Genomic DNA, 23,058 nt, shown 5'->3' on the forward strand with positions numbered 1-23,058 from the left:
TTACTCCTGGGTCGCCGGCTTACCGGCGGAAGCCTTGGCTTCGTCGGCAGACAGATGGCGGCGTTCAAGGTAAGCCTGCACCGCAGACAAACTCGCGGCGAGGTCCGGGGTCACTACCGACACGGCCTTGGGCTCAAGCTCGGCAATACGCGCCAGCATGGCCTGGCTTTGCGGGTTGTCCTGGTTGAAGTTGCCCTGCAATACGCTGCGCGCCTCGCCCAGCGCCCGAGCGTACACCGCCGGTTCGCCATTGAGTGCAGCCCATTGCGCCTGCTCCAGCGCCAGGCTCAGGGCCAGGCGCACCTGGTTCAGGCCTTGGCCTGCCAGCAATGGGCGGATGTTGTCATCGGGGTTGAAATCGATACGGAAGTAGCGGGAGATCTGCTCCCACCATTGGCTCCAGCGACTGTCAGTGTCGGTGCTCGGACGGCCCTGGGGGCTCTCTTGCAACTGATATTCCGGGGACACGGCGGCCAGTTGCACCACCTGGTCACGCAGCGCCGCCAGTTGCAGGTACAGCCCGGTGCGGTCTGGCTGCTCAACGCTGCGCAAGGCCGCCAGGCTCTTGGCCAACTGCTCGCGGGCGGCGTAGGAACCCGGATCGCTCTGCTCACGCAGGATCTCATCGGCGCCCTGCACCAGCGCCTGGGCACTGTTGATGTCCTGCAACGCTGACAAGCGCAGGCTGGCCAGGCGCAGCAGATGCTCGGCCTCGGCCAGGCGCCAGTCCTTGCGGCTGGCCCCCAGGACGGTTTCCAGACGCTGGTTCAGGCGCTGCTGGTCGCCCTGCAATTGCGCCACCAGGCGCCGGCGTTCTTCCAGTTCATCAGCACCCGGCAATTGCGCCAGGCGTGCGGCCAATTGCTGCTGCGCCTGCTGGATGCCCTGGGATTGTTCATCCAGGGTGCGCACCTGCACCAACTGTTGCTGGCTGCTCGTTTGCAGGGCCCGGACCTGCCAGAGCCCCCAACCGCCAGCCGCAACACCCGCGGCGCCAAGCAGCAAAGCAAAGACCGCCAGGCCGTTGCCACGGCGAGGCGTAGTGACCGGGGTCTCAACAGGCGCATCAAGCGCGGGCTGAGCTTCATCTTTAGGCAAGGCTGTTTCGCTCACGTGTCCATCCTTTGCGTTATTAGAGAGTGGGAACGGGCTGGCTCCGTAACGCCACTAGCAAAGCCGCGGCACTGGCACCGCGGCAATCCACAACTTTTTTCGCGCCCGCAGCCCGGGCCATTTCGGCAACTCGTGGGCTGGGCACGAACAACGGCAACTGTGCCACGCGTGGCCAATCGGCACCGGCGAGGCCATGCAGATGCAAAAAACCCTGCCCACTGCTGACCACCAGGCCGTTCAAGCGTTCCACATCAATGCGCTGGGTGAGCACATCCGGGTCGTAGGTCGGCAAAAACCGACGATACAACTCCAGATAATCGACACTAGCACCTTGGCCGCGTAAACGCTCAGCCAGCAACTCTCGCCCCCCCTGCCCACGCAGGATCAATACGCGCGCACCGTCAACAGCGACAGCCTCGCGCAACCTGGGCAATTCAAGCAAGGCCTCGCTGTCGTCCCCAACCTCGGGGTAGCTCACATCCAGGCCATGGTCAGCCAGAACCCGGGCCGTTGCCGCGCCGACGCTGAACCACGGCAGGGTCGGCACCGCTGGGGCGAACTGATCGAGCAACTGCAGCGCCCGGCGCGCGGCCGGCTTGCTCACCACGATCACCGCGCAATAGCGGTTCAGGCGCTGAAAAACCGCCTGGTGCTCGGCGGTGATGGGCAATGGTTGGGTTTCCAGCAACGCCAGGCTGCTGCTGAAGATACCGGCTTCGGACAACGAGGCCGCCAGGGCTGCCGATTCCTCGGCAGGCCGCGTCAGCAGCACACGCCAACCGGTCACTGCGGACCGGCCTCGCCATAGACTTTTTGCAGAATGGCGCCGGCGCCTTTTGCCAGGAGTTCTTCGGCAACCTGCACGCCCAGGCTCGCGGCCTCGGTTTGTGGCCCGCGGGTTTCAGCCGTGAGCAGCAAACCGCCGTCGGGATCACCCACCAGGCCGCGCAGCCAGAGGTTGTCACCCTCAAGTACCGCGTAGCAGGCAATCGGCACCTGGCAGCCACCGTTGAGGTGCTTGTTCAGGGCACGCTCGGCGGTGACCCGCACTTCGGTTGGCTGGTGATCGAGGGGCTTGAGCAGCGCCTGGATTTCCAGGTCTGCGGTGCGGCATTCGATACCGACGGCACCCTGGCCTCCAGCCGGCAGGCTGTCTTCGACGCTGATGGCAGAGGTGATGCGCTCTTCAAAGCCCAGGCGAATCAGGCCAGCGGCCGCCAGGATAATCGCGTCGTACTCGCCGGCATCCAGCTTGGCCAGGCGGGTATTGACGTTGCCCCGCAGGAAGCGGATCTGCAAGTCCGGGCGACGGGTCAGCAACTGGGCCTGGCGACGCAGGCTGGAGGTGCCGACGATGCTGCCCTGCGGCAGTTCATCAAGGGAGGCGTAGGTATTGGACACGAAGGCATCGCGCGGGTCTTCACGCTCGCAGATGCAATACAGGCCCAGACCTTGGGGAAAGTCCATCGGCACGTCTTTCATCGAGTGCACGGCGATGTCGGCTTCATTCTCCAGCAGAGCGGTTTCCAGCTCCTTGACGAACAAGCCCTTGCCACCGATTTTCGACAGCGGCGAGTCGAGCAGCTTGTCGCCACGACTGACCATGGGCACCAGGGACACCGTGAGCCCCGGATGGGCTTGCTCAAGGCGGGCTTTGACGTATTCGGCCTGCCACAAGGCCAGGGCGCTTTTACGGGTGGCGATGCGGATTTCGCGAGAGGACATGGATCAATCCGTACTGAATAGATACGGCAGATAATAACAGCTCAGGCAGAACCGCCTTGATTTGAATCAGCAAGTGCGGGGCCTCCCTGGCCGCTGCGCACCGGGATTCGGGGCATGCAGGTCGCTACAGCCCTCGGGCTAAAGCTGCTGCATCATCTTGCGTACGCCTGCGACATGGCGCCGGCTGACGATCAACGCGTCGCCGTTGAGCCCTTTGAGGAACAACTGAAAATGCCCCAGGGGCGTGCGTTGCAGGCGTTCGATACGCTCGCGAGCCACCAGCGCGTTGCGGTGGATACGCACGAAGCGCTCGCCAAATTCGTCTTCCAGGGCCTTGAGCGGCTCATCGAGCAGCACTTCACCGTGCTCGTGGCGCAAGGTCACGTACTTGTGATCGGCAATGAAATAAATCACCTGGTCCACGGGAATCAGCTCGATCCCCTTGCGGGTCCTCGCGCTGATATGGCTGCGGGGGCCATTGCCACTTTGCGCCGCAGGCTGGGTCAGGGCAGCAAGCTGCACGCGATTGGGCCGCTCGGCCTTCTTCAACGCCTTGAGCAGCGCTTCGGCAGATACCGGCTTGGCCAGGAAGCTGACGCCGCTTGCCTCCAGGGTCTCGGAGGAGAACTCCTCGTCGGTCGCGCATAACACCAGCGCCGGCGGCGACTCGCGCTCGCTCAAGCGGGCGGCGACCTGCAACCCATCAAGGCCAGGCATACGGATATCAAGGAGCACCACGTCCGGCTTGAGGCTTTCGATCAAGGCCAATGCCTCGTCGCCACTGGACGCGCTCGGTTCAAGGGCAGTGTATCCCTCGAGCTCACTGACCATACGGCTCAGTCGCTCGCGGGCTTGGGGTTCGTCATCAACGATCAGGACATTCATATTGCGCTGGATTCCTGCGTGAGTCTCGCACAAGGATAGCGTAGACAGGTGCGGTGACTTCCGTCACGGCGATCCACGCTAAGACTAGCGTGAGCGGCAAAAAGTGCCCCGAGAGCGACACCAATATTTACCCGGACCTGTTCAATACCGCCCAAAACCCGATACCGCAGGGCATCGTCATAGGGTTTGCTGATACTCAATATGAACACCCCCTCTACTTTAAGGTTAGCCTGGAGTTCGACCTCATCGCCTGGCATTGGTGCACTGCACCCCTGTCAGTGCAACTGTAGACGCTCACGAAGACGACATTGCTCAATCGTCAAATATCGTTTCAATAAACATCCTTTGTTTACCTCAGGATCCGGTCGGGTGAAACCCCCGCTTTCACTCCCGCCTCCAGTCTCATCCCGGACGCGGCCAACGGCAAGGCACTTTGCCATCCATCAAACAAATAAAAATGCCGACGCGGCGTATCAACGCCTCCACGGGCAACCCTGTTATTATCGGCGGCACACTTTCATGCCTCTTTTAAGCAGATCACGAGCGAATCCATGAGCACCGACAAGACCAATCAGTCCTGGGGCGGCCGCTTCAGTGAGCCCGTCGACGCCTTCGTCGCGCGCTTCACCGCCTCCGTCAATTTCGACCAGCGCCTCTATCGCCACGACATCATGGGCTCGATCGCCCACGCCACCATGCTGGCCAAGGTCGGCGTGCTGACCGATGCCGAGCGCGACAGCATCATCGATGGCCTGACCACCATCCGTGGCGAAATCGAGGCCGGCACCTTCGACTGGCGCGTGGACCTTGAAGATGTGCACATGAATATCGAGGCGCGCCTGACCGACCGCATCGGCGTGACCGGCAAGAAACTGCACACCGGGCGTAGCCGCAACGACCAGGTCGCTACCGATATCCGCCTGTGGCTGCGTGATGAAATCGACCTGATCCTGGGCGAAATCACCCGCCTGCAAAAAGGCCTGCTGGAGCAGGCCGAGCGTGAATCGGACACCATCATGCCCGGCTTCACCCACCTGCAGACCGCGCAGCCCGTGACCTTCGGCCACCATCTGCTGGCCTGGTTCGAAATGCTCAGCCGCGACTACGAACGTCTGGTCGACTGCCGCAAGCGCGCCAACCGCATGCCCCTGGGCAGCGCTGCGCTGGCCGGCACCACCTACCCGATCGACCGCGAATACACTGCGCAACTGCTGGGCTTTGACGCCGTGGGCGGCAACTCCCTGGACGGCGTGTCGGATCGTGACTTCGCCATCGAATTCTGTGCAGCGGCCAGCATTGCGATGATGCACCTGTCGCGCTTCTCCGAAGAACTGGTGTTGTGGACCAGCGCGCAGTTCCAGTTCATCGACCTGCCGGATCGCTTCTGCACCGGCAGTTCGATCATGCCGCAAAAGAAAAACCCCGACGTGCCGGAACTGGTGCGCGGTAAAAGTGGCCGTGTATTCGGCGCGCTGATGGGCCTGCTGACCCTGATGAAAGGCCAGCCTCTGGCCTACAACAAGGACAACCAGGAAGACAAGGAACCGCTGTTCGACGCCGCCGACACCCTGCGCGACTCGCTGCGCGCATTTGCCGACATGATCCCGGCGATCAAGCCCAAGCACGCGATCATGCGTGAAGCGGCCCTGCGCGGCTTCTCCACCGCCACTGACCTTGCGGACTACCTGGTGCGCCGTGGCCTGCCGTTCCGTGACTGCCATGAAATCGTCGGGCATGCGGTGAAATACGGCGTGGATACCGGCAAGGACCTGGCGGAAATGAGCCTGGAAGAACTGCGCCAGTTCAGTGACCAGATCGAACAGGATGTGTTTGCGGTGCTGACCCTGGAAGGGTCGGTCAATGCCCGTAACCACATCGGCGGCACCGCACCGGCCCAGGTCAAGGCGGCAGTCGCACGCGGCCAGGCGCTGCTCGCCAGCCGCTGAAAGTATCGCAGGCAAGCTAGCTGCCACCTTTGACCGGGGCCTTCAATTCAACTCGGTCAACTGTGGAAGCACGCTTGTGTGGGAGCTGGCTTACCTGCGATAGCATCACCTTAGTGTCACTGACACACCGAGGTGCCTGCATCGCGGGCAAGCCCAGCTCCCACACACGCCCGCCCCCCCCATTTACTACTTCTTCGCCGCGATCATCGCCATGAAGGCTGGCATCGCCGCCTCCTTGTCCGCCGCCACTCGCTGGGCGTTGGGCATGTCTTGCAGCCTCTTCAGCAAGGCCTTGGCCTTCGGAAGCTCAGCCAGCAAATCCAGGCCAAACAGCTTCCCACCGACGGCACACGCCAAGTCCACGCTGTACAGGAAGTACAAGTCGGCCAGCGTAAAACTCTCCCCCGCGACATACGGCGCAAACTTGCCGTGTCGCCCCAGCGCCGCAATCCCCAACAGCAACTCGGCCCTGGACTTGTCCTTGATCGCCTCTGGCACCGACATGCCAAAGAACGCCTCGGCATAACACGCGCGGGCTGGCAGTTCGATGTACAGCTCGATTTCCCGGCACAACGCCAGCACCTGGGCGCGCTGGAATGCATCGCCCGGCAGCAGGGCCGGGCCCGACTGTGTCTGTTCGAGGTATTCGAGAATCACGCTGGTTTCGTTGATGAAGCCTTTCTCGACCTTCAGCACCGGCACCTTGCCGCGCGGGCTCACCGCCAGGGCTTCAGCGGTTTGCCCGGCATAAAACGGCACTTCTTCAAAGGGCAGGCCCTTTTCCAGGAGCGCCAGCTTGACCATGTTGTAGTAGTTACTGACTGAAAATCCGTAGAGCTTGAGCATCACAAAGCCTCCAGGCCGTGCAGGGGGTTGGCTGGGTAGGTTATAGATCGTGACGCGCGGCCTGACCAGCAGCATCACCTGGCTGAATGGGGGTAGACTGGCGCCCTTTCCTGACAGGAGGCTGCCATGAGCGAGCCAACCGATATCGATAACGACGAAGAAGAGTTCGCCGAGTCCACCTTGACCCAGGCGATCGAAAACCAGATCGAAAGCGACAACCCGCCGGCAGCCAAGGCTACGTTCAACAAGCTGACCCTGGTCGGTTACGAGCGTGAAGACATCCTGAACCTGATGGCCCACGTGCTGGCCGTGGAAATCGACGCGATGCTGGAAACAGACCGCCCGTTCGATACCGATTGGTATGAAACGGCGCTGCGCGCACTGCCTGAGCTGCCGCCGGAAAAACAGTAGGTCCCTGGAACCGCCATCGCCGGCAAGCCGGCTCCTACAGGAGTGCGGCTTGCCTCCCCTGCGCCCATATCGCACTGGACAGTTCGCTCAAGTGCGTTCACCTTAGGCTCTGCTAGCGTCTGACAATTCCTAGAACGTCTGGAGTCCTTATGTCGTATACCCCTGAGTTGGTTGCCGAACTGGAAATCCTTGTACTTTTCCCCCTGGATAGCACCCATGAAGGTCTGAAAGTCCATCAGACTGCTGCTCCCACTGCCATTGCTGCTGCAAAGCGCCTGTTCGACAAAAAACTGATCGATCAGCCAGATGGCGGCTACCTGACCAGCCTGGGCCGGGATGCTGCAGAGCAAGCGCAAACGTTGCTGACGATTCTGACCACCGCGACCACCAAAGAAGCTGCCTGACACTCCGTATCGCCCTCGGGATCCTCTGCTCACGGATTCCGCGGGCATTCCTGTGTGCGCGATAAAATTCTGACGCCAAAAACAAATTCCCCTTAAACCTCCTACGATTCTGTCTGTAAACTCCTACACGGCTGCCCACGCCGGGCCCTGCGAGCCGCTGAGTTCGACATGACCAGTACCCATGAAATCCGCCCTGACTTGGATGAAGGCATTGACCGCAAGGTACTGGCCCAACTGCGCTCGCGCTTCCTGACCCTCAATGCCGGCCGCATGGCCCGGGCCGTCGAAGGCCTGACGCCACGCCAGCAAAGCGTGTTGGCGCTGCTGCCGCTGTTTTTCCACGTCAATCACCCGCTGCTGCCGGGCTATGTCTCGGGCAGCACCCCGGCCGGGCTGGCGAATTTTGAACCCGAGGCCCAGGTCCTGGCCGAAGCCCAGCGCCTGACCCGCTCGTTTTCCTACAAACCACGCCACGGCAACCCGCCTACCCCGATCCACGGCCTGTTCCTGATGGGTAGCCTCGGCACGCTGGCCCAGGCTGACCAAAGCGATATGGACGTCTGGGTATGCCACGCCGACGACCTGAACGAGGCCGAGCTGGGTGAGTTGCGCAAAAAATGCCAACTGCTGGAGGCCTGGGCCGTAAGCATGGGCGCCGAAGCGCATTTTTTCCTGGTCGAGCCGAACCGCTTTGCACAAGGTGGCCGCGATACCCAGCTCAGTTCGGATGACTGTGGCACCAGCCAGCACTATCTGTTGCTCGACGAGTTCTACCGCACCGCCATCTGGCTGGCCGGGCGCACGCCGATCTGGTGGCTGGTGCCGGTCTACGAAGAAGCGCGGTACGCCGAATTTACCCACACGCTGATTTCCAAACGCTTTATCCGCGCCGACGAAACCCTCGACCTCGGGCACTTGGCCCATATCCCGCCGGGAGAATTTATCGGCGCCGGCCTGTGGCAGTTATTCAAGGGTATCGAGTCCCCGTACAAGTCCGTACTCAAGCTGTTGCTCACCGAGGTGTATGCCAGCGAACACCCCAAGGTGCAGTGCCTGAGCCTGCGCTTCAAACGCGCGGTGTTCGCCAACCAGCTGGATCTGGATGAGCTGGACCCCTATGTCGTGGTCTACCGCCGCATCGAAGAATATCTGCGCGGGCGCAACGAGCCCGAGCGCCTGGAACTGGTGCGGCGCAGCCTTTACCTGAAGGTCAACCGCAAGCTCACCACCGGCCAGCGCACCATCGGTTGGCAGCGCGCACTGCTGGAACGCCTGGCCAATGAATGGGGCTGGGACCAACGGCAACTGGCCCTGCTTGATAGCCGCAGCCAGTGGAAAGTGCGCCAGGTCGCGTCCGAGCGCCGGGCCCTGGTCAATGAACTCAATTACAGTTATCGCTTCCTGACCCAATTCGCACGCACCGAACAGACCGTGAGCCTGATCAACAAGCGTGACCTCAATGTACTGGGCCGGCGCCTGTACGCGGCATTTGAACGCAAGGCCGGCAAAGTCGAATTCATCAACCCCGGGATTGCCCCGGACCTGGCCGAAGACACGCTGACCCTGGTGCATTCGCCCAACCGCAAGGAGCCGGGTCAGTTTCACTGGGGTTTGTACAACGGCAGCCTGACCGCCCTGGAATGGGAGCACTTTGCACCGATCAAACGCAGCCGTGACCTGCTGGAGATGCTCACCTGGTGCCATCGCAACGGCGTGATCGACAGCAGCACCCGCCTGGCCCTGCACCCGGGCAGCAGTGACTTGAGCGAATTCGAGCTGTTCAACCTGCTGGGCAGCCTGCAGCAGACCATCGCCCTGCCGTTGGCCACGGTGGATGAGGAGCATTTGCTGCGCACGGCGATACCCGATGAAGTGCTATTGCTGATCAACGTTGGGGTCGACCCGCTCAAGCACCATCGCGACCTGAATATCCTGATGACCACCGAGCGCACCGACTCATTGAGTTATGCCGGCGTGCGGGAAAACCTGGTGCTGACCCTGGACCAGGTGACGCTCAACAGTTGGAACGAGGTGATGGTCAGCCGCTACGACGGCCCCCATGCCCTGCTCGACTGCCTGCGCGACTACCTCAACCAACTGCCGCGCAACCAACTGCCACGGCTGCGGGTCCGGTGTTTCTGCCACAACCGTGCGCAATTCATCGCGCAACGTGTAGAAGAGATTTTCGACACCGCGCAGAACCTGCAACTGAGCCAGCTCAACCACCGCTACCTGATCCAGGTACAACAGCACTATCACGTCATGGAGCTGGCGCCGGGGCAAGCCAATCATGTGTCGCTGCCCAGCCAGCAGGCGCTGGTGGACTATCTCAGCGAAGAATTGGCCAGCTACAGCCCGCTGCACCTGGATGCCATGGCCCTGGAAGACCACGACCTGGCAGCGTTGTTGCCCATGGGCCTGCCAGAATGTGTGCAGGTGTTCTACCGCATCAACGAGGGCTTTGCCGAGCTGTACGTACTCGACGAGTTCAATGCCCTTTGGCAACAGCGCCTGCCGTTTCATGATGAACAGAGCTTGTTGGCGCCTTTGCAGCGCTTCCTGCAATCGATCATCTATCGCCGCGACGCGCTGTCACCGCTGGACCCGCAGCAGCCATCAGGTGCCTTGCAGGTGCTGTATTACCAACTGTTGCCATCGGCAGGCGGCCGCGCCCGTCGGGTAGAGCCACGGCCTGCGCCACAGACTCCGGCCAACAAACCGTTCTATGACGTGCAGGCGATTATCGGCAAGGGTTCGCCAGGCCAGGTGGGGATTACCCTGTATTGCAATCAGCGGGAGTTTTCCGAACTGGAATTTGGCGACCAACTGTTTGCAGTGGTCGCCCAGGAGATCGTCGGGCAGCGTCGGGAAACCGAGCGCTATCGTTGCTACATCACCGACCTGGACCTGTCCGGGCTACTCGGTGATGTTCAAAGCCCAAGCAATCTGTACCTGCGCTACAAGGCCGAGTTGGAGCAGGCGCTCAACCAGGCGTTGAACCAGATTTAGAGCGTGAAGGCGCCGCCGTCTTTAGGCTGGCCTTCGACACTCAGCAACTCAAGCTTGAGGGTCTTGCCGCCCGGAGCCGGCCAATCGATGTGCTGGCCGACTTGCAGGCCCAGCAACGCACTGCCCACAGGAGCCAGGATCGAAATCTTGCCCTCGTCGGCATTCGCGTCCTTGGGGTAGACCAGGGTCAGGTGATAGTCCTTGCCGCTGCTCTGCTCGCGGCAATGGACACTGGAGTTCATGGTCACGACACCGGCAGGCACTTCATCGTGGCCAACCAAGTCTTCGGCACGGTCAAGTTCGGCTTGCAACGCCTCGACGCCAGGAAATTCGTCGCCCAGACGGTCGATCAATTGCTCAAGACGTTGCACATCGAGACGGGTGAGGATGATGGAAGGTGCAGTCATGATTGCGGCAGACTCCTTTTTTTCTGCACAAAAAAGCAAAACCCCGCCAGTAAACGGCGGGGTTCTCACGGACCTCGATGAGTTGAGGTGTACCCGGACACTACCACAGCACAACAAATAAACAAGATGGGCCGGCCTGAAGGTCAGGCGCCAGCCTTGCGTTGCTCGGCCTGGGCGACGATCACGCGGCGCCGCTGATCGTCGGCGGAGCGCCATTCCCGGATGTCTTCCACGTGCCGGAAACAGCCAAGGCAGACTTTTTGCTCATCCAGCCGACACAAACTGATACAAGGTGACGGCACAGCCGGGCTGACATTGCTGAACAACGGCTTGGGCGGGCGGGCGGGAGCAGGCTGGGTCACGATCAGATCTCGTCGAAATCCAGCTCGACGCCGGCTTGTTCCAGGGTGATGCGTGCAAGCATTTCACTCAACAGCTCGTCGCTGGTGTCGTTCGACCAGCGGTTTTCTTCTTCGTCATAGTCGAAGTGAAAACCTCCGGAGCGCGCCGCCAACCACAACTGACGCAGCGGCTCTTGGCGGCTGAAGATCAATTGGCTGCCGTTCTCGAACTTGACGGTCAACACGCCTGCAGAATTTTCCAGATCCACGTCCAGGCCACTCTCGTCGAAAATATCCTCCAGCGCTTGCTGGGTCGCATCGACCAGGTCGTGAAAACGGGCTTCGGTCAAACTCATGGTGGGAACCTCAAAAAGTGTCTACTCACGCTCAAGCGCCGCACGATACGGAGGCGCCATCATGATTGCAAAGGATACCGATTTCATTCCCGTACGCCGCGTGAAATATCTCAGAGTGATGTAGGTCACTTCACGACATACACGGCAAAGCCCCGCCGGACGGGTGTCCCGGCGCATAGGCAAGCTGCCGGGTGGTCGGTATACTCGGGCGCAATTAATGCATATTCAAGGATTTAGCCATGAAGCGCCTGATCTCTTCCCTTGCTGCGCTCGTCGCGGTCGCTTGCCTCGTCAGTGCCTGTGGTCAAAAAGGCCCGTTGTACCTGCCTGATGACAGCAAAGACCCCAATGAACAGGCGCAAACGTCGCAATCCAAAGCGCACAAGCACGACACCAACTAAGGGAACATCATGGACGCTTTTAACTACCGGGACGGCGAGCTGTTCGCGGAAGGCGTGGCGCTGTCCGCGATTGCCGAACGCTTCGGCACCCCGACCTATGTCTACTCCCGTGCCCACATCGAAGCGCAATACCGCTCCTTCACCGACGCCCTCGATGGCGTACCGCACCTGGTGTGCTACGCGGTAAAGGCCAACTCCAACCTGGGTGTACTCAATGTCCTGGCGCGTCTGGGCGCTGGTTTCGACATCGTGTCCCGTGGCGAACTGGAGCGTGTCCTGGCGGCTGGTGGCCAGGCTGACAAAATCGTGTTCTCCGGTGTCGGCAAGAGCCGTGAAGACATGCGCCGCGCCCTGGAAGTGGGCGTGCATTGCTTCAACATCGAATCCACCGACGAGCTGGAGCGCCTGCAAGTCGTAGCCGCCGAGATGGGCGTGCGTGCGCCGATCTCCCTGCGCGTCAACCCGGATGTGGATGCCGGCACCCACCCGTACATTTCCACCGGGCTCAAAGAGAACAAGTTCGGCATCGCCATTGCCGACGCCGAAGACGTGTACATCCGTGCCGCCCAGTTGCCGAACCTGGAAGTGCTGGGTGTGGACTGCCATATCGGCTCGCAACTGACCAGCCTGCCACCGTTCCTCGATGCCCTCGACCGCCTGCTGGCGTTGATCGATCGCCTCGGCGAGTGCGGCATCTACCTGCACCACATCGACCTCGGTGGTGGCGTGGGTGTGCGTTATCGCGATGAAGAGCCGCCGCTGATTGCCGACTACATCCAGGCCGTACGCGAGCGCACCGAAGGCCGCGACCTGACGCTGATGTTCGAGCCGGGCCGCTACATCGTCGCCAATGCGGGCGTACTGCTGACCCAGGTCGAGTACCTCAAGCACACCGAATACAAGGATTTCGCCATCGTCGATGCGGCGATGAACGACTTGATCCGCCCGGCGCTGTACCAGGCCTGGATGAACGTCACCGCCGTGACGCCGCGTAACAGCGAAGCGCGCGCCTATGACATCGTCGGCCCGATCTGCGAAACCGGCGACTTCCTGGCCAAGGACCGTGAACTGGCCCTGGCAGAAGGCGATCTGCTGGCCGTGCACTCGGCCGGTGCCTATGGGTTTGTCATGAGTTCCAACTACAACACCCGCGGGCGTACCGCCGAAGTGTTGGTGGACGGTGATCAAGCGTTTGAAGTGCGTCGCCGCGAGACGGTAGCCGAGTTGTTTGCTGGCGAAAGCCTGCTGCCGGAGTAAGCCATGCTGCTGCGTTTTACCAAGATGCACGGCCTGGGCAATGACTTCATGGTCCTTGACCTGGTCAGCCAGCACGCGCACATCCTGCCCAAGCACGCCAAGCTGTGGGGCGACCGGCATACCGGCATCGGCTTCGATCAACTGTTGATCGTCGAGGCGCCGAGCAACCCGGAAGTGGACTTCCGTTACCGGATCTTCAACTCCGACGGTTCCGAAGTGGAGCAATGCGGCAACGGCGCGCGCTGCTTCGCCAGGTTTGTGCTGGACAAGCGCCTGACCGCCAAGCGGCAGATTCGCGTCGAGACCAAAAGCGGCATTATCGAGCTGGATATCCGCAGCGACGGCCAGATCAGCGTCGACATGGGCGCCCCGCGCCTGGTGCCGGCCGATATTCCGTTCGAGGCCGATGCCCAGTCGTTGAGTTATCCGCTGGAGGTCGACGGTACTGTGGTCGAAGTGGCCGCCGTGTCCATGGGCAACCCCCATGCGGTGCTGCGGGTCAACGACATCAACAATGCGCCGGTGCATGAGCTGGGGCCGAAGATCGAACATCACCCGCGCTTTCCGGCACGGGTCAACGTCGGCTTCCTGCAGGTCATCGACCGCTCCCGTGCGCAATTGCGCGTCTGGGAACGCGGCGCCGGGGAAACCCAGGCTTGCGGCACCGGTGCTTGCGCCGCCGCCGTGGCCGCGATCAGCCAGGGCTGGATGGATTCGCCACTGTTGATCGACCTGCCCGGCGGACGCCTGTCCATCGAATGGGCAGGCCCAGGCCAACCGGTGAAGATGACCGGCCCGGCATCCCGTGTATACGAAGGACAGGTCCGTCTATGAGAGCGACTCGCCAATGACCGATAAGCCCCAGGCACCCGCCAAGCAGCCCGAAGGATCCCCTTGCGAAAGCCTGGAGGCAGCGGCCGTCGCCGCTTACCTGGAGGCTAACCCGGACTTCTTCGTCGAACACGACGAGCTGCTCCCGGCCCTGCGTATCCCTCACCAGCGCGGCGATACCGTGTCGTTGGTAGAACGGCAGATGAAAATCCTGCGCGAGCGCAACATCGAAATGCGCCATCGGCTTTCGCAGTTGATGGACGTGGCCCGTGACAACGACCGCCTGTTCGACAAGACCCGCCGCCTGATCCTGGCGCTGCTGGATGCTGGCAGCCTGGAAGACCTGACCATTGCTGTCGAAGACAGCCTGCGCCAGGACTTCCAGGTGCCGTTTGTCAGCCTGATCCTGTTCAGTGACAACCCGATGCCGGTCGGGCGCTGGGTCAAGGGCAGCGAGGCGCAAACCGCCATTGGTGGCCTGCTGTCGGAAGGCAAGACCATCAGCGGCACTCTGCGCGAGCATGAACTGGACTTCCTGTTTGGCGAAGACCAGCGCGTGCAGATCGGCTCGACTGCCGTGGTCGCTCTCAGCCATCAGGGCTTGCACGGCGTCCTCGCCATCGCCAGCCGTGATCCGCAGCACTACAAAAGCACCGTCGGCACCTTGTTCTTGACCTACATTGCCGAAGTGCTGAGCCGCAGCCTGCCGCGCTTTACCACCGCCCTGCGCGCGGTGCGCTAGCCATGGAACGACAACTGGACGCCTACTGCGCTCACCTGCGCAGCGAGCGCCAGGTGTCGCCCCATACGCTGGAGGCTTATCGGCGGGACTTGAACAAGGTCCTGGCCTTCTGCGAGAAACAACAGATCGGTAGCTGGAAGGCCCTCGACATCCAGGGTCTGCGCAGCCTGATTGCCCGCCTGCACCAGCAAGGCCAATCCTCCCGCAGCCTGGCGCGCCTGCTGTCGGCGGTGCGCGGCCTCTATCACTACCTCAACCGCGAAGGCCTGTGCGACCACGACCCGGCCAACGGCCTGGCGCCGCCCAAGGGTGAACGTCGCCTGCCCAAGACCCTGGATGCCGACCGCACCCTGCAATTGCTCGATGGCGCGGTCGAGGATGACTTCCTGGCGCACCGCGACCAGGCGATCCTGGAGCTGTTCTACTCTTCGGGCCTGCGCCTGTCGGAGCTGACCAGCCTCAATCTCGATCAGTTGGACCTGGCCGACGGCCTGGTACAAGTGCACGGCAAAGGCAGCAAGACCCGCGTGCTGCCCATCGGCAAAAAAGCCCGCGACGCCCTGCTGATATGGCTGCCCCTGCGGGCCTTGAGCAATCCGCCGGACGATGCGGTGTTTGTCAGCCAACAAGGCCGACGCCTCGGGCCACGGGCCATTCAGTTACGGGTCAAGGCCGCCGGCGAGCGGGAACTGGGGCAGAACCTGCATCCGCACATGCTGCGGCACTCCTTTGCCAGCCACCTGCTGGAATCGTCACAAGACTTGCGCGCCGTACAGGAACTGCTCGGCCACTCGGATATCAAGACCACCCAGATCTACACCCACCTGGACTTCCAGCATCTGGCGACGGTGTACGACAGCGCCCACCCAAGGGCCAAACGCATTAAAGGCGGCGACTCATGAGCATCAAGCTAATCACCTTCGACCTGGACGATACCTTGTGGGATAACGTCCCCGTCATCATCAGCGCCGAAGCATCGATGCGCCAATGGCTGGCAACCCATGCGCCCAAGGTCGGCGACCTGCCCCTGGAGCATTTCGCCAGCCTGCGCCAGCAGGTGCTGCAGCGTCATCCCGAGCTCAAGCACCGGATCAGCATCCTGCGCCACCGGGTGCTGATGCATGCCTTTGAAGAGGCCGGTTATGCACAACCGCAAGCCACGGAGATGGCCGATGTGTGTTTTGAAGCTTTCATTCACGCGCGGCACCAACTCACGGTGTTCCCGGAAGCCGAGCCGATGCTTCAAGCCCTGCGCCAACACTTCCTGCTGGGGGTGATCACCAATGGCAATGCCGACGTACAACGCGTGGGCCTGGCGGATTACTTCCACTTTGCCCTGAGGGCCGAGGATATCGGGATCCCCAAGCCAGATGCGCGATTGTTTCAGGAAGCGTTGCAGCGAGGCGGGGTGGAGGCCAGTGCGGCAGTGCACATCGGCGACCATCCAGGTGATGACATTGCCGGCGCCCAGCAGGCGGGGTTGCGAGCGGTGTGGTTCAACCCGACTGGCAAGGCCTGGACAGGCGATAAGTTGCCGGATGCGCAGATTCGTAGCCTGACCGAGCTGCCCTCACTGCTCCACAGCTGGAAATAACTGTAGGAGCCGGCTTGCCGGCGAAAAACCCGAGAGCACCGCGACCCTGCGTTATCGTTGACGATCTTCGCCGGCAAGCCGGCTCCTACAGAAGTCATCACCGCAGGAAATAGAGGCGCCCATGAAAAAGCCCGCAGCGACGGCGGGCTTTTTCAGCAAGCAAGTCACCGACCTCAGATAGGACGGCTGCCGTACTTGTTATCCGGCTTCTTCGGTGGATCTGCCACCACGTTAGCCTCGACTTCCTGAACTTTGCCACCTTTGGCGAGGAACTCTTCCATCGCACGGGCCAGCGCATCGCGCTCTTTGTTCTTGGCCTCGACGCTCGGCAGTTCGTCTACCGAAACGGCAGCCTTGGCCTTGCCTTTGGCGGCCGGAACAGGTGCGTCATCGCCACCGTCGTCGTCAGCAACATCTTCCGCTGCCGCTTCAAGACCTTCTTCGGTGTCGTCTTCGTCACCTACTTCCAGTTCGTCGTTTTCCAGATCATCGTCGCTCATGTTCTACCTCATGACTTGCGAAAAGCAGATTAGTTATAGCCCAGCTTCACCATCTGTCGAAGGCTGCCGGAAAAAAATCAACGTCCACCGGATAACCAGTGGCTTATGCCCCGTCACCCTGCAAGGTACCGAGGACTTTACGAGCACCGCCATGATCACGCTGCTCGCCCAGATAAACGCGTTGCCATGTGCCCATTGCCAAGTGGCCGGCCTTGACCGGCAAACTCAGTTGGCGACCTGATAGGTTGCCCTTGAAAGGACCCGGGGCTTGGCCCACAGGGTAATCAGGGTCTGCCGCCGTATACAGTTCTGCGCCCATCGGCGCGCATTCTAGCGCGCTCTGGGAAAAAACAAAGTGCCGAATACGCCTACATGCCTGTAAGACATTCGCACAGTGAAAACTGCCTTGTGGATCCGATCACAAACTCGCCACAAAAAATCTCACAAGCCTTCACCACAGGCAAATACCAGACAAAAAAATGCCCGGCAAGCCGGGCAAGTTTTTTCATAGGTTCTTACAAGTTGTAGCCGCGTTCGTTGTGCTCCGCCAGGTCCAGGCCAACGGCCTCTTCCTCTTCAGTCACACGCAGGCCGATGGTCAAGTCCAGCACCTTGAGAATCACAAAAGTCACGATACCGGTGTAGATCACGGTAAAGCCGACGCCCTTGGCCTGGATCCAGACCTGTGCGGCAATATCGGTCACTGTGCCGAAGCCACCCAGGATCGGCGCCGCGAATACGCCGGTGAGAATTGCCCCGACAATCCCGCCCACGCCGTGTACACCGAAGGCATCCAGGGAGTCATCGTAGCCCAGCTTGCGTTTGAGGCTGGTGGCGCAGAAGAAGCAGATCACACCCGAAGCCAGGCCGATCACCAGGGCGCCCATCGGGCCCACGGTACCGGCGGCCGGCGTAACGGCCACCAGGCCGGCAACCACACCGGAGGCGATGCCCAGGGCGCTTGGTTTGCCGTGGGTGATCCACTCGGCGAACATCCAGCCCAGTGCCGCAGCAGCGGTGGCGATCTGGGTCACCAGCATCGCCATGCCGGCCGTGCCGTTGGCCGCTGCAGCGGAGCCGGCGTTGAAGCCGAACCAGCCGATCCACAGCATTGCCGCACCGATCAGGGTGTAGCCCAGGTTATGCGGGGCCATCGGCGTAGTCGGGTAGCCTTTACGCTTGCCGAGCACGATGCACGCCACCAGGCCAGCCACACCGGCGTTGATGTGCACCACGGTGCCGCCAGCGAAGTCCAGCACGCCCCAGTCCCACATCAGGCCGCCGTTGCCGCTCCAGACCATGTGCGCGATTGGCGCATAGACCAGGGTGAACCAGATGGCCATGAACAGCAGCATGGCGGAGAACTTCATGCGCTCGGCGAATGCACCGACGATCAGCGCCGGGGTGATGATCGCAAAGGTCATCTGGAAGGTGATGAACACCGCTTCCGGGAACAGCGCCGCAGGGCCAGTAATGCTGGACGGTGTGACACCCGCCAGGAACGCCTTGCCCATCCCGCCGAAGAAGGAGTTGAAGTTGACGACGCCCTGCTCCATGCCGGTGGTGTCGAACGCAATGCTGTAGCCGTAGACGACCCACAGGATGCTGATCAGACCGGTAATGGCGAAGCACTGCATCATCACGGAAAGAATGTTTTTGGAGCGGACCATGCCGCCGTAGAACAGCGCGAGGCCGGGGATGGTCATGAACAGCACCAATGCGGTGGCTGTCAGCATCCAGGCGGTGTCGCCGGAGTTGAGGACTGGAGCCGCCACTTCGTCTGCCGCCATGGCCAGGCTGGGCATTACGATGGACAACAGGGCTCCTAGCCCTGCGAATTTACGCAGAGTCATATTGTTTTCTCCTGGGGCGTTGGGGTTTGGCGGCTTAGATTGCGTCGGTATCGGTTTCGCCGGTACGGATGCGAATAGCCTGTTCCAGATTGACCACGAAGATCTTGCCGTCACCGATCTTGCCGGTGTTGGCCGCCTTGGTTATCGCCTCGATAACCCGATCAAGATCCTTGTCGTCAATGGCGACATCAATCTTCACCTTCGGCAGGAAATCGACTACATATTCCGCGCCGCGATACAGCTCGGTATGACCCTTCTGCCGACCGAAGCCTTTGACCTCGGTGACGGTAATGCCCTGCACGCCGATCTCGGACAGTGACTCGCGTACATCGTCCAACTTGAACGGCTTGATGATGGCAGTGACTAGCTTCATGAAAACTCTCTCCCGAATTGGTGGACTTGCCCCAGGAAAACAAACCCGTCTCAAGTCTAAGCGCAGTGCCTGGCTTTGTAACGCATCGTCGCCTTGGCAATTGCCTTTGCGACGCCAGCTAACCGTTGGTGACGAAACAAGTACCCTGGTCCGTCAGCGCACTGCATTCGTCACAGCGACTGCATCAGTGCATGGGTCATGATCGTCTAAGCAGAAACCTTGCCAGCTCCGTAAAAATCACTGAAATCAATCCGTTGCCCGCTTACATCCGCCCACGGGCCTGTGCTGCGGCCTGGATACGCACAAAAACGGTGCATACCCATTCGGGCCGATGCGCGAAAAGCGTGCGTAGATCACCTTGAAAAGACTGTAGGCGCTGCGTGATACACTGCCGGCCAACTGTTTTCCGGAATGTTTCCCATGCTCGCGCCCAAAGACCTCCTCGACGCCCTGAGCGGCCATGCCTCTCGCCTGTTCAGCGGCGAAACCCCGCTGCCTCGCAACGAAATCGAAAGCCAGTTCAAGGCGCTGCTGCAAAGCGGGTTCAGCAAACTGGACCTGGTGAGCCGCGAGGAATTCGACAGCCAGATGGTGGTCCTGGCCCGCACCCGCGCGCGTCTGGAGAGCCTGGAGGCGAAGGTCGCGGAGTTGGAAGCCAAGTTGACGCCAGCCGCTGCTGAATAAACGCGGTCAGTGTGGGAGCTGGCTTGCCTGCGATAGCATCGCCTCAGTCTTTCTGATACACCGAGGCGTGTGCATCGCAGGCAAGCCAGCTCCCACATAAAGCGCTGCGAACGACTCCGGATACGTTCTGTAAAACCTCCCCCGCCTCGCTCTTCCCCACCTCGTCTACCCTTGAAAAACCCGCAGGAAGCGGCCTCTCTTTCAAGGAACGAGCATGTCCCTCGCCATCGTCCACAGCCGCGCCCAGATCGGCGTCGAAGCCCCTGCCGTCACGGTCGAAGTGCATATGGCCAATGGCTTGCCATCGTTGACGCTGGTGGGCTTGCCCGAGGCTGCTGTGAAGGAAAGCAAGGACCGCGTACGCAGCGCCATTCTCAACAGCGCGCTGCAATACCCCGCACGCCGCATTACGCTCAACCTGGCCCCCGCCGACCTGCCCAAGGACGGTGGGCGGTTTGACTTGGCGATTGCCCTGGGGATTCTCGCGGCCAGTGTGCAGGTGCCAGCGTTGATGCTCGATGATGTGGAGTGTCTGGGCGAACTGGCCCTGTCCGGCGAGGTGCGAGCGGTGAAAGGCGTATTACCGGCCGCCCTGGCGGCACGCAAGGCCGGGCGCACGGTGATCGTGCCTCGGGCCAATGCCGAGGAAGCCTGCCTGGCGTCCGGGCTGACGGTGATTGCGGTGGATCATCTGCTGCAGGTGGTGGCGCACCTTAATGGGCAGGTGCCGATTGAGCCGTTCAAGTCCGACGGTTTGCTGTACCTGAACAAGCCCTACCCCGACCTGAGTGAAGTGCAAGGCCAACTGGCGGCCAAGCGAGCGCTGTTGATTGCCGCAGCAGGCGCCCACAACCTGTTGTTCAGCGGCCCGCCGGGCACCGGCAAGACCCTTCTCGCCAGCCGCCTCCCCGGCTTGCTGCCGCCGCTGAGTGAACAGGAAGCCCTGGAAGTGGCGGCGATCCAGTCGGTGGTCAGCCTCGCTCCGTTGAGCCACTGGCCGCACCGGCCATTCCGTCAGCCGCATCATTCCGCGTCCGGGCCGGCACTCGTGGGTGGCGGCTCGAAACCCCAGCCAGGGGAAATCACCCTGGCCCATCATGGGGTGCTGTTTCTCGATGAGTTGCCAGAGTTTGATCGCAAAGTGCTTGAGGTGCTGCGCGAGCCGCTGGAGTCCGGGCATATCGTGATTTCCCGCGCCCGCGACCGTGTGAGTTTCCCGGCGCGGTTTCAACTGGTAGCGGCGATGAACCCCTGCCCTTGCGGCTATATGGGCGAGCCCAGCGGGCGCTGTCGTTGCACGCCGGAGCAGGTCCAGCGCTACCGCAACAAACTGTCCGGGCCGCTGCTGGACCGCATCGACCTGCACCTGACCGTCGCCCGGGAAAGCACCGCGCTGAACCCTGCCAAACAAACCGGCAATGACACGGCCAGCGCTTCTGCCCTCGTCGCCGACGCCAGGGATCGCCAGCAGCAACGCCAAGGCTGTGCAAATGCTTTCCTCGACCTGACGGGGTTGCGCCGCCACTGCGAGTTATCGAAAGTCGACGAAGGCTGGCTGGAGACGGCCTGCGAGCGCTTGACCCTGTCGTTGCGCGCGGCCCACCGGCTGCTCAAGGTCGCACGCACCCTGGCGGATCTGGAGCAGGTGGAAAGCATCATGCGGCATCACTTGGCGGAGGCGTTGCAATACCGGCCAGCAACATTGGGCTAGAGATCCCGGGGTAAGTCCAGCAACCACCCCGCCACTTCCAGCACCTCACCCAGTGCCGATTCGGCGGACTCGGTGGAGGGGTTAAGCATCAGGTCATCGGCATACCCCATCGCCAAGGCAAAGATCTGGCGTGCGGCGCGTGTGGATGAGTCGCAACGGAACACCTGCGCGGCCACACCCCGCTCGATCACCTCCGCCAGCATGGCTTGCCACTGGGCGTTGATCGACAGATAGGCCTGGGCCATTTGCGGGTCATACAGCGCCTCGTCCCAGGCGTCCAGCCACAGTGCCCAGTCGGCATCGGCGCTGCTTGGCAGGCAGTCACGCAGGAACCCCAGCAACGCCTCGAGAGGCGGCGCCAGCGCCAGGGGGGCACGCACTTCGTCCAACTGGTCGGTGGCGAACCGCACGAAGGCTTCGCGGCGCAGTTCTTTCCAGTCGCTGAAGTAGTGATACACGTGGCTGCGGGACAAACCGGCATGCTCCGCCAGATCGCGGGTGGAGACATCGGCAAAACCCTTGCTGCGAAACAGCTCCAGGGCAGCGGTGATGATCTGGTCTTTACGGTCGATACGCGACATGGGCAATTCCTTACGGGCACCGGCAGATAAGCGGCGCTTGCTTTTTGAGCGATCGCTCAAGGATACTTGAGCAGTCGCTCAATAGTAGCGCCTATCACTCCTTTGGTGCACCCATGCCATCCGTAACGCCGCACATCCTGATCGAAGAAAGCAAGAAAATTGGCCAGCAATCCGCCAGCCAAACCCTCAAGGCAATCGCCAGGGCTTACCCCTGGAAGCTGTTTGGCACGTTGTCGTTGGTCGCGCTGGAGAACGCCTTGCTGTTGGCCTACCCGCTGTTTGCGGGTTTCGCCGTGGACTCGATCCTGCGCGGCGATGCCGGCAGCGCGTTGATTTATGCAGCCGTGGTCATGGCTTTCTGGGTAGTCGGTGCCGCACGCCGGGCCCTGGATACCCGTACCTTCACCCGGATCTACGCCGACCTTGCCGTGCCGGTGATTCTCAACCAGCGCCTGCAAAACCACAGCACGTCAAAGGCTGCCGCGCGGGTAGTGCTGGCACGGGATTTTGTCGATTTTTTCGAAAAGCACGTGCCGGTGATTGCTACGGCCCTGGTATCCATCGTTGGCGCAGCCGTGATGCTCCTGGTGATTGAACCTTGGGTCGGCCTGGCCTGCTTTGCCGCGCTGGTGCTGTGCATCACCCTGCTGCCGCGCTTTGCCCGCCGTAACGAGCAATTGCACAAACGCTTGAATAACCGCCTGGAGAAAGAAATTGGCCTGGTGGAAAAGGTCAGCGCCCAGACCCTGCGTCGCCATTACCAACTGCTGTCACGCCTGCGTATCTGGCTGTCGGACCGCGAGGCCGCGGCGTTCCTGTTTATCGGCACGCTGGCGGCGCTGCTGTTTGTGGTCGCCATAAGCCAGCTGGCCCTGTCGCCTGCAGTCAAGGCCGGCCACGTGTATGCGGTGATGACGTACTTGTGGACCTTCGTCAGCAGCCTCGACGAAGCACCAGGGATGGTCGATCAACTGGCGCGGCTCAAGGACATCGGCAAGCGCGTGGACCCAGGGCTCGGCGATCGAACCGAGGCTTGAGAGCCGAGTCAGCCGTCATCGCGGGCAAGCCCGGCTCCCACACTGAACCGG

The 23,058-nt window shown here is 61.6% G+C and carries 25 protein-coding genes and 1 pseudogene; 13 read left to right on the top strand and 13 right to left on the bottom strand.

Annotated features, from left to right (window positions below; genetic code table 11):
* From HKK57_RS08160 to HKK57_RS08175, 4 genes are all read right to left on the bottom strand, one after another.
* Positions 1–1,113, bottom strand: a complete 1,113-nt coding sequence (locus HKK57_RS08160; RefSeq protein WP_070994035.1) for a uroporphyrinogen-III C-methyltransferase — start codon at positions 1,111–1,113, stop codon at positions 1–3.
* A gap of 19 nt (positions 1,114–1,132) precedes the next feature.
* The gene (locus HKK57_RS08165) at positions 1,133–1,900 is read right to left on the bottom strand and encodes a uroporphyrinogen-III synthase (RefSeq protein WP_154907100.1); all 768 of its coding nucleotides are present in this window, start codon (positions 1,898–1,900) and stop codon (positions 1,133–1,135) included.
* A complete protein-coding gene (hemC, locus tag HKK57_RS08170) occupies positions 1,897–2,838 on the bottom strand; it encodes a hydroxymethylbilane synthase (RefSeq protein WP_029289622.1) in 942 nt (313 codons plus the stop codon). The genes HKK57_RS08165 and hemC overlap by 4 nt, the downstream gene beginning before the upstream one ends.
* 138 nt (positions 2,839–2,976) lie before the next feature.
* Positions 2,977–3,723 (bottom strand): LytR/AlgR family response regulator transcription factor, encoded by a 747-nt coding sequence (locus HKK57_RS08175; RefSeq protein WP_029289624.1) that lies wholly within the window; start codon positions 3,721–3,723, stop codon positions 2,977–2,979.
* A gap of 551 nt (positions 3,724–4,274) precedes the next feature.
* Here HKK57_RS08175 and argH point away from each other — a divergent pair.
* A complete protein-coding gene (argH, locus tag HKK57_RS08180; RefSeq protein WP_029289628.1) occupies positions 4,275–5,669 on the top strand; it encodes an argininosuccinate lyase in 1,395 nt (464 codons plus the stop codon).
* 186 nt (positions 5,670–5,855) lie between these two features.
* On the opposite strand, the gene HKK57_RS08185 is transcribed toward argH, so the two are convergent.
* Positions 5,856–6,515 carry a glutathione S-transferase family protein gene (locus HKK57_RS08185; protein ID WP_070994038.1) on the bottom strand — a complete coding sequence of 220 codons (660 nt, stop codon included), beginning with the start codon at positions 6,513–6,515 and terminating at the stop codon, positions 5,856–5,858.
* 126 nt (positions 6,516–6,641) lie between these two features.
* On the opposite strand from HKK57_RS08185, the gene HKK57_RS08190 reads away from it, so the two are divergent.
* From HKK57_RS08190 to HKK57_RS08200, 3 genes are all read left to right on the top strand, one after another.
* The gene (locus HKK57_RS08190; RefSeq protein WP_029289632.1) at positions 6,642–6,926 is read left to right on the top strand and encodes a hypothetical protein; all 285 of its coding nucleotides are present in this window, start codon (positions 6,642–6,644) and stop codon (positions 6,924–6,926) included.
* 149 nt (positions 6,927–7,075) lie between these two features.
* Entirely contained in the window at positions 7,076–7,330 is a 255-nt protein-coding gene (locus HKK57_RS08195; RefSeq protein WP_029289634.1) for a TIGR02647 family protein, read from the top strand.
* 168 nt (positions 7,331–7,498) lie between these two features.
* The gene (locus tag HKK57_RS08200; RefSeq protein ID WP_159909151.1) at positions 7,499–10,339 is read left to right on the top strand and encodes a class I adenylate cyclase; all 2,841 of its coding nucleotides are present in this window, start codon (positions 7,499–7,501) and stop codon (positions 10,337–10,339) included.
* Here HKK57_RS08200 and rnk read toward each other — a convergent pair.
* From rnk to cyaY, 3 genes are all read right to left on the bottom strand, one after another.
* A complete protein-coding gene (rnk, locus tag HKK57_RS08205; protein WP_029289638.1) occupies positions 10,336–10,746 on the bottom strand; it encodes a nucleoside diphosphate kinase regulator in 411 nt (136 codons plus the stop codon). The genes HKK57_RS08200 and rnk overlap by 4 nt on opposite strands.
* Before the next feature lie 143 nt (positions 10,747–10,889).
* Positions 10,890–11,108, bottom strand: coding sequence for a DUF1289 domain-containing protein (locus tag HKK57_RS08210; protein ID WP_092232081.1), 219 nt, complete (start codon positions 11,106–11,108; stop codon positions 10,890–10,892).
* Positions 11,109–11,110: 2 nt separating this feature from the next.
* Positions 11,111–11,443, bottom strand: a complete 333-nt coding sequence (cyaY, locus tag HKK57_RS08215) for an iron donor protein CyaY (protein ID WP_029289642.1) — start codon at positions 11,441–11,443, stop codon at positions 11,111–11,113.
* A gap of 239 nt (positions 11,444–11,682) precedes the next feature.
* Between cyaY and lptM the strand changes: the two genes are divergently transcribed.
* From lptM to HKK57_RS08245, 6 genes are read left to right on the top strand one after another with little or no spacing between them, the layout of a single operon-like run.
* Positions 11,683–11,844 carry an LPS translocon maturation chaperone LptM gene (gene lptM, locus HKK57_RS08220; RefSeq protein ID WP_032856894.1) on the top strand — a complete coding sequence of 54 codons (162 nt, stop codon included), beginning with the start codon at positions 11,683–11,685 and terminating at the stop codon, positions 11,842–11,844.
* Between the two features lie 9 nt (positions 11,845–11,853).
* Entirely contained in the window at positions 11,854–13,101 is a 1,248-nt protein-coding gene (gene lysA / locus HKK57_RS08225; RefSeq protein WP_070994040.1) for a diaminopimelate decarboxylase, read from the top strand.
* Positions 13,102–13,104: 3 nt separating this feature from the next.
* Complete coding sequence (gene dapF, locus HKK57_RS08230; RefSeq protein WP_169390015.1) at positions 13,105–13,935, top strand: diaminopimelate epimerase; 831 nt, start codon at positions 13,105–13,107, stop codon at positions 13,933–13,935.
* Positions 13,936–13,948: 13 nt separating this feature from the next.
* A complete protein-coding gene (locus tag HKK57_RS08235) occupies positions 13,949–14,674 on the top strand; it encodes a DUF484 family protein (RefSeq protein ID WP_029289648.1) in 726 nt (241 codons plus the stop codon).
* 2 nt (positions 14,675–14,676) lie between these two features.
* On the top strand, positions 14,677–15,576 hold the full coding sequence (gene xerC / locus HKK57_RS08240) for a tyrosine recombinase XerC (RefSeq protein ID WP_070994041.1): 900 nt from the start codon (positions 14,677–14,679) through the stop codon (positions 15,574–15,576).
* Entirely contained in the window at positions 15,573–16,268 is a 696-nt protein-coding gene (locus HKK57_RS08245; protein WP_029289653.1) for an HAD family hydrolase, read from the top strand. Before xerC ends, HKK57_RS08245 begins: the two co-directional genes overlap by 4 nt.
* 173 nt (positions 16,269–16,441) lie before the next feature.
* Here the strand turns inward: HKK57_RS08245 and sutA are convergent, their stop codons facing one another.
* From sutA to glnK, 4 genes and pseudogenes are all read right to left on the bottom strand, one after another.
* Complete coding sequence (gene sutA / locus HKK57_RS08250; RefSeq protein WP_015886504.1) at positions 16,442–16,768, bottom strand: transcriptional regulator SutA; 327 nt, start codon at positions 16,766–16,768, stop codon at positions 16,442–16,444.
* A 103-nt stretch (positions 16,769–16,871) separates the two neighbouring features.
* Positions 16,872–17,033 (bottom strand): annotated as a pseudogene (locus HKK57_RS08255) (YjbQ family protein); the annotation flags it as partial.
* 250 nt (positions 17,034–17,283) lie between these two features.
* Complete coding sequence (locus HKK57_RS08260) at positions 17,284–18,621, bottom strand: ammonium transporter (protein WP_029289659.1); 1,338 nt, start codon at positions 18,619–18,621, stop codon at positions 17,284–17,286.
* Positions 18,622–18,655: 34 nt separating this feature from the next.
* A complete protein-coding gene (glnK, locus tag HKK57_RS08265; RefSeq protein ID WP_002555808.1) occupies positions 18,656–18,994 on the bottom strand; it encodes a P-II family nitrogen regulator in 339 nt (112 codons plus the stop codon).
* 420 nt (positions 18,995–19,414) lie between these two features.
* Here glnK and HKK57_RS08270 point away from each other — a divergent pair, with 420 nt between their 5' ends.
* Positions 19,415–19,678 (top strand): accessory factor UbiK family protein, encoded by a 264-nt coding sequence (locus HKK57_RS08270; protein ID WP_169390016.1) that lies wholly within the window; start codon positions 19,415–19,417, stop codon positions 19,676–19,678.
* Between the two features lie 214 nt (positions 19,679–19,892).
* The gene (locus tag HKK57_RS08275) at positions 19,893–21,389 is read left to right on the top strand and encodes a YifB family Mg chelatase-like AAA ATPase (RefSeq protein WP_070994043.1); all 1,497 of its coding nucleotides are present in this window, start codon (positions 19,893–19,895) and stop codon (positions 21,387–21,389) included.
* Here the strand turns inward: HKK57_RS08275 and HKK57_RS08280 are convergent.
* A complete protein-coding gene (locus HKK57_RS08280) occupies positions 21,386–21,970 on the bottom strand; it encodes a TetR/AcrR family transcriptional regulator (RefSeq protein WP_029289746.1) in 585 nt (194 codons plus the stop codon). The two genes, HKK57_RS08275 and HKK57_RS08280, sit on opposite strands and share 4 nt — an antisense overlap.
* A 113-nt stretch (positions 21,971–22,083) precedes the next feature.
* On the opposite strand from HKK57_RS08280, the gene HKK57_RS08285 reads away from it, so the two are divergent.
* Entirely contained in the window at positions 22,084–23,007 is a 924-nt protein-coding gene (locus HKK57_RS08285) for an ABC transporter six-transmembrane domain-containing protein (RefSeq protein ID WP_029289748.1), read from the top strand.
* The last annotated feature ends 51 nt before the right edge of the window (positions 23,008–23,058 follow it).

This window comes from Pseudomonas sp. ADAK21 (genome assembly GCF_012935735.1).
Taxonomy (GTDB): Bacteria; Pseudomonadota; Gammaproteobacteria; order Pseudomonadales; family Pseudomonadaceae; genus Aquipseudomonas; species Aquipseudomonas proteolytica.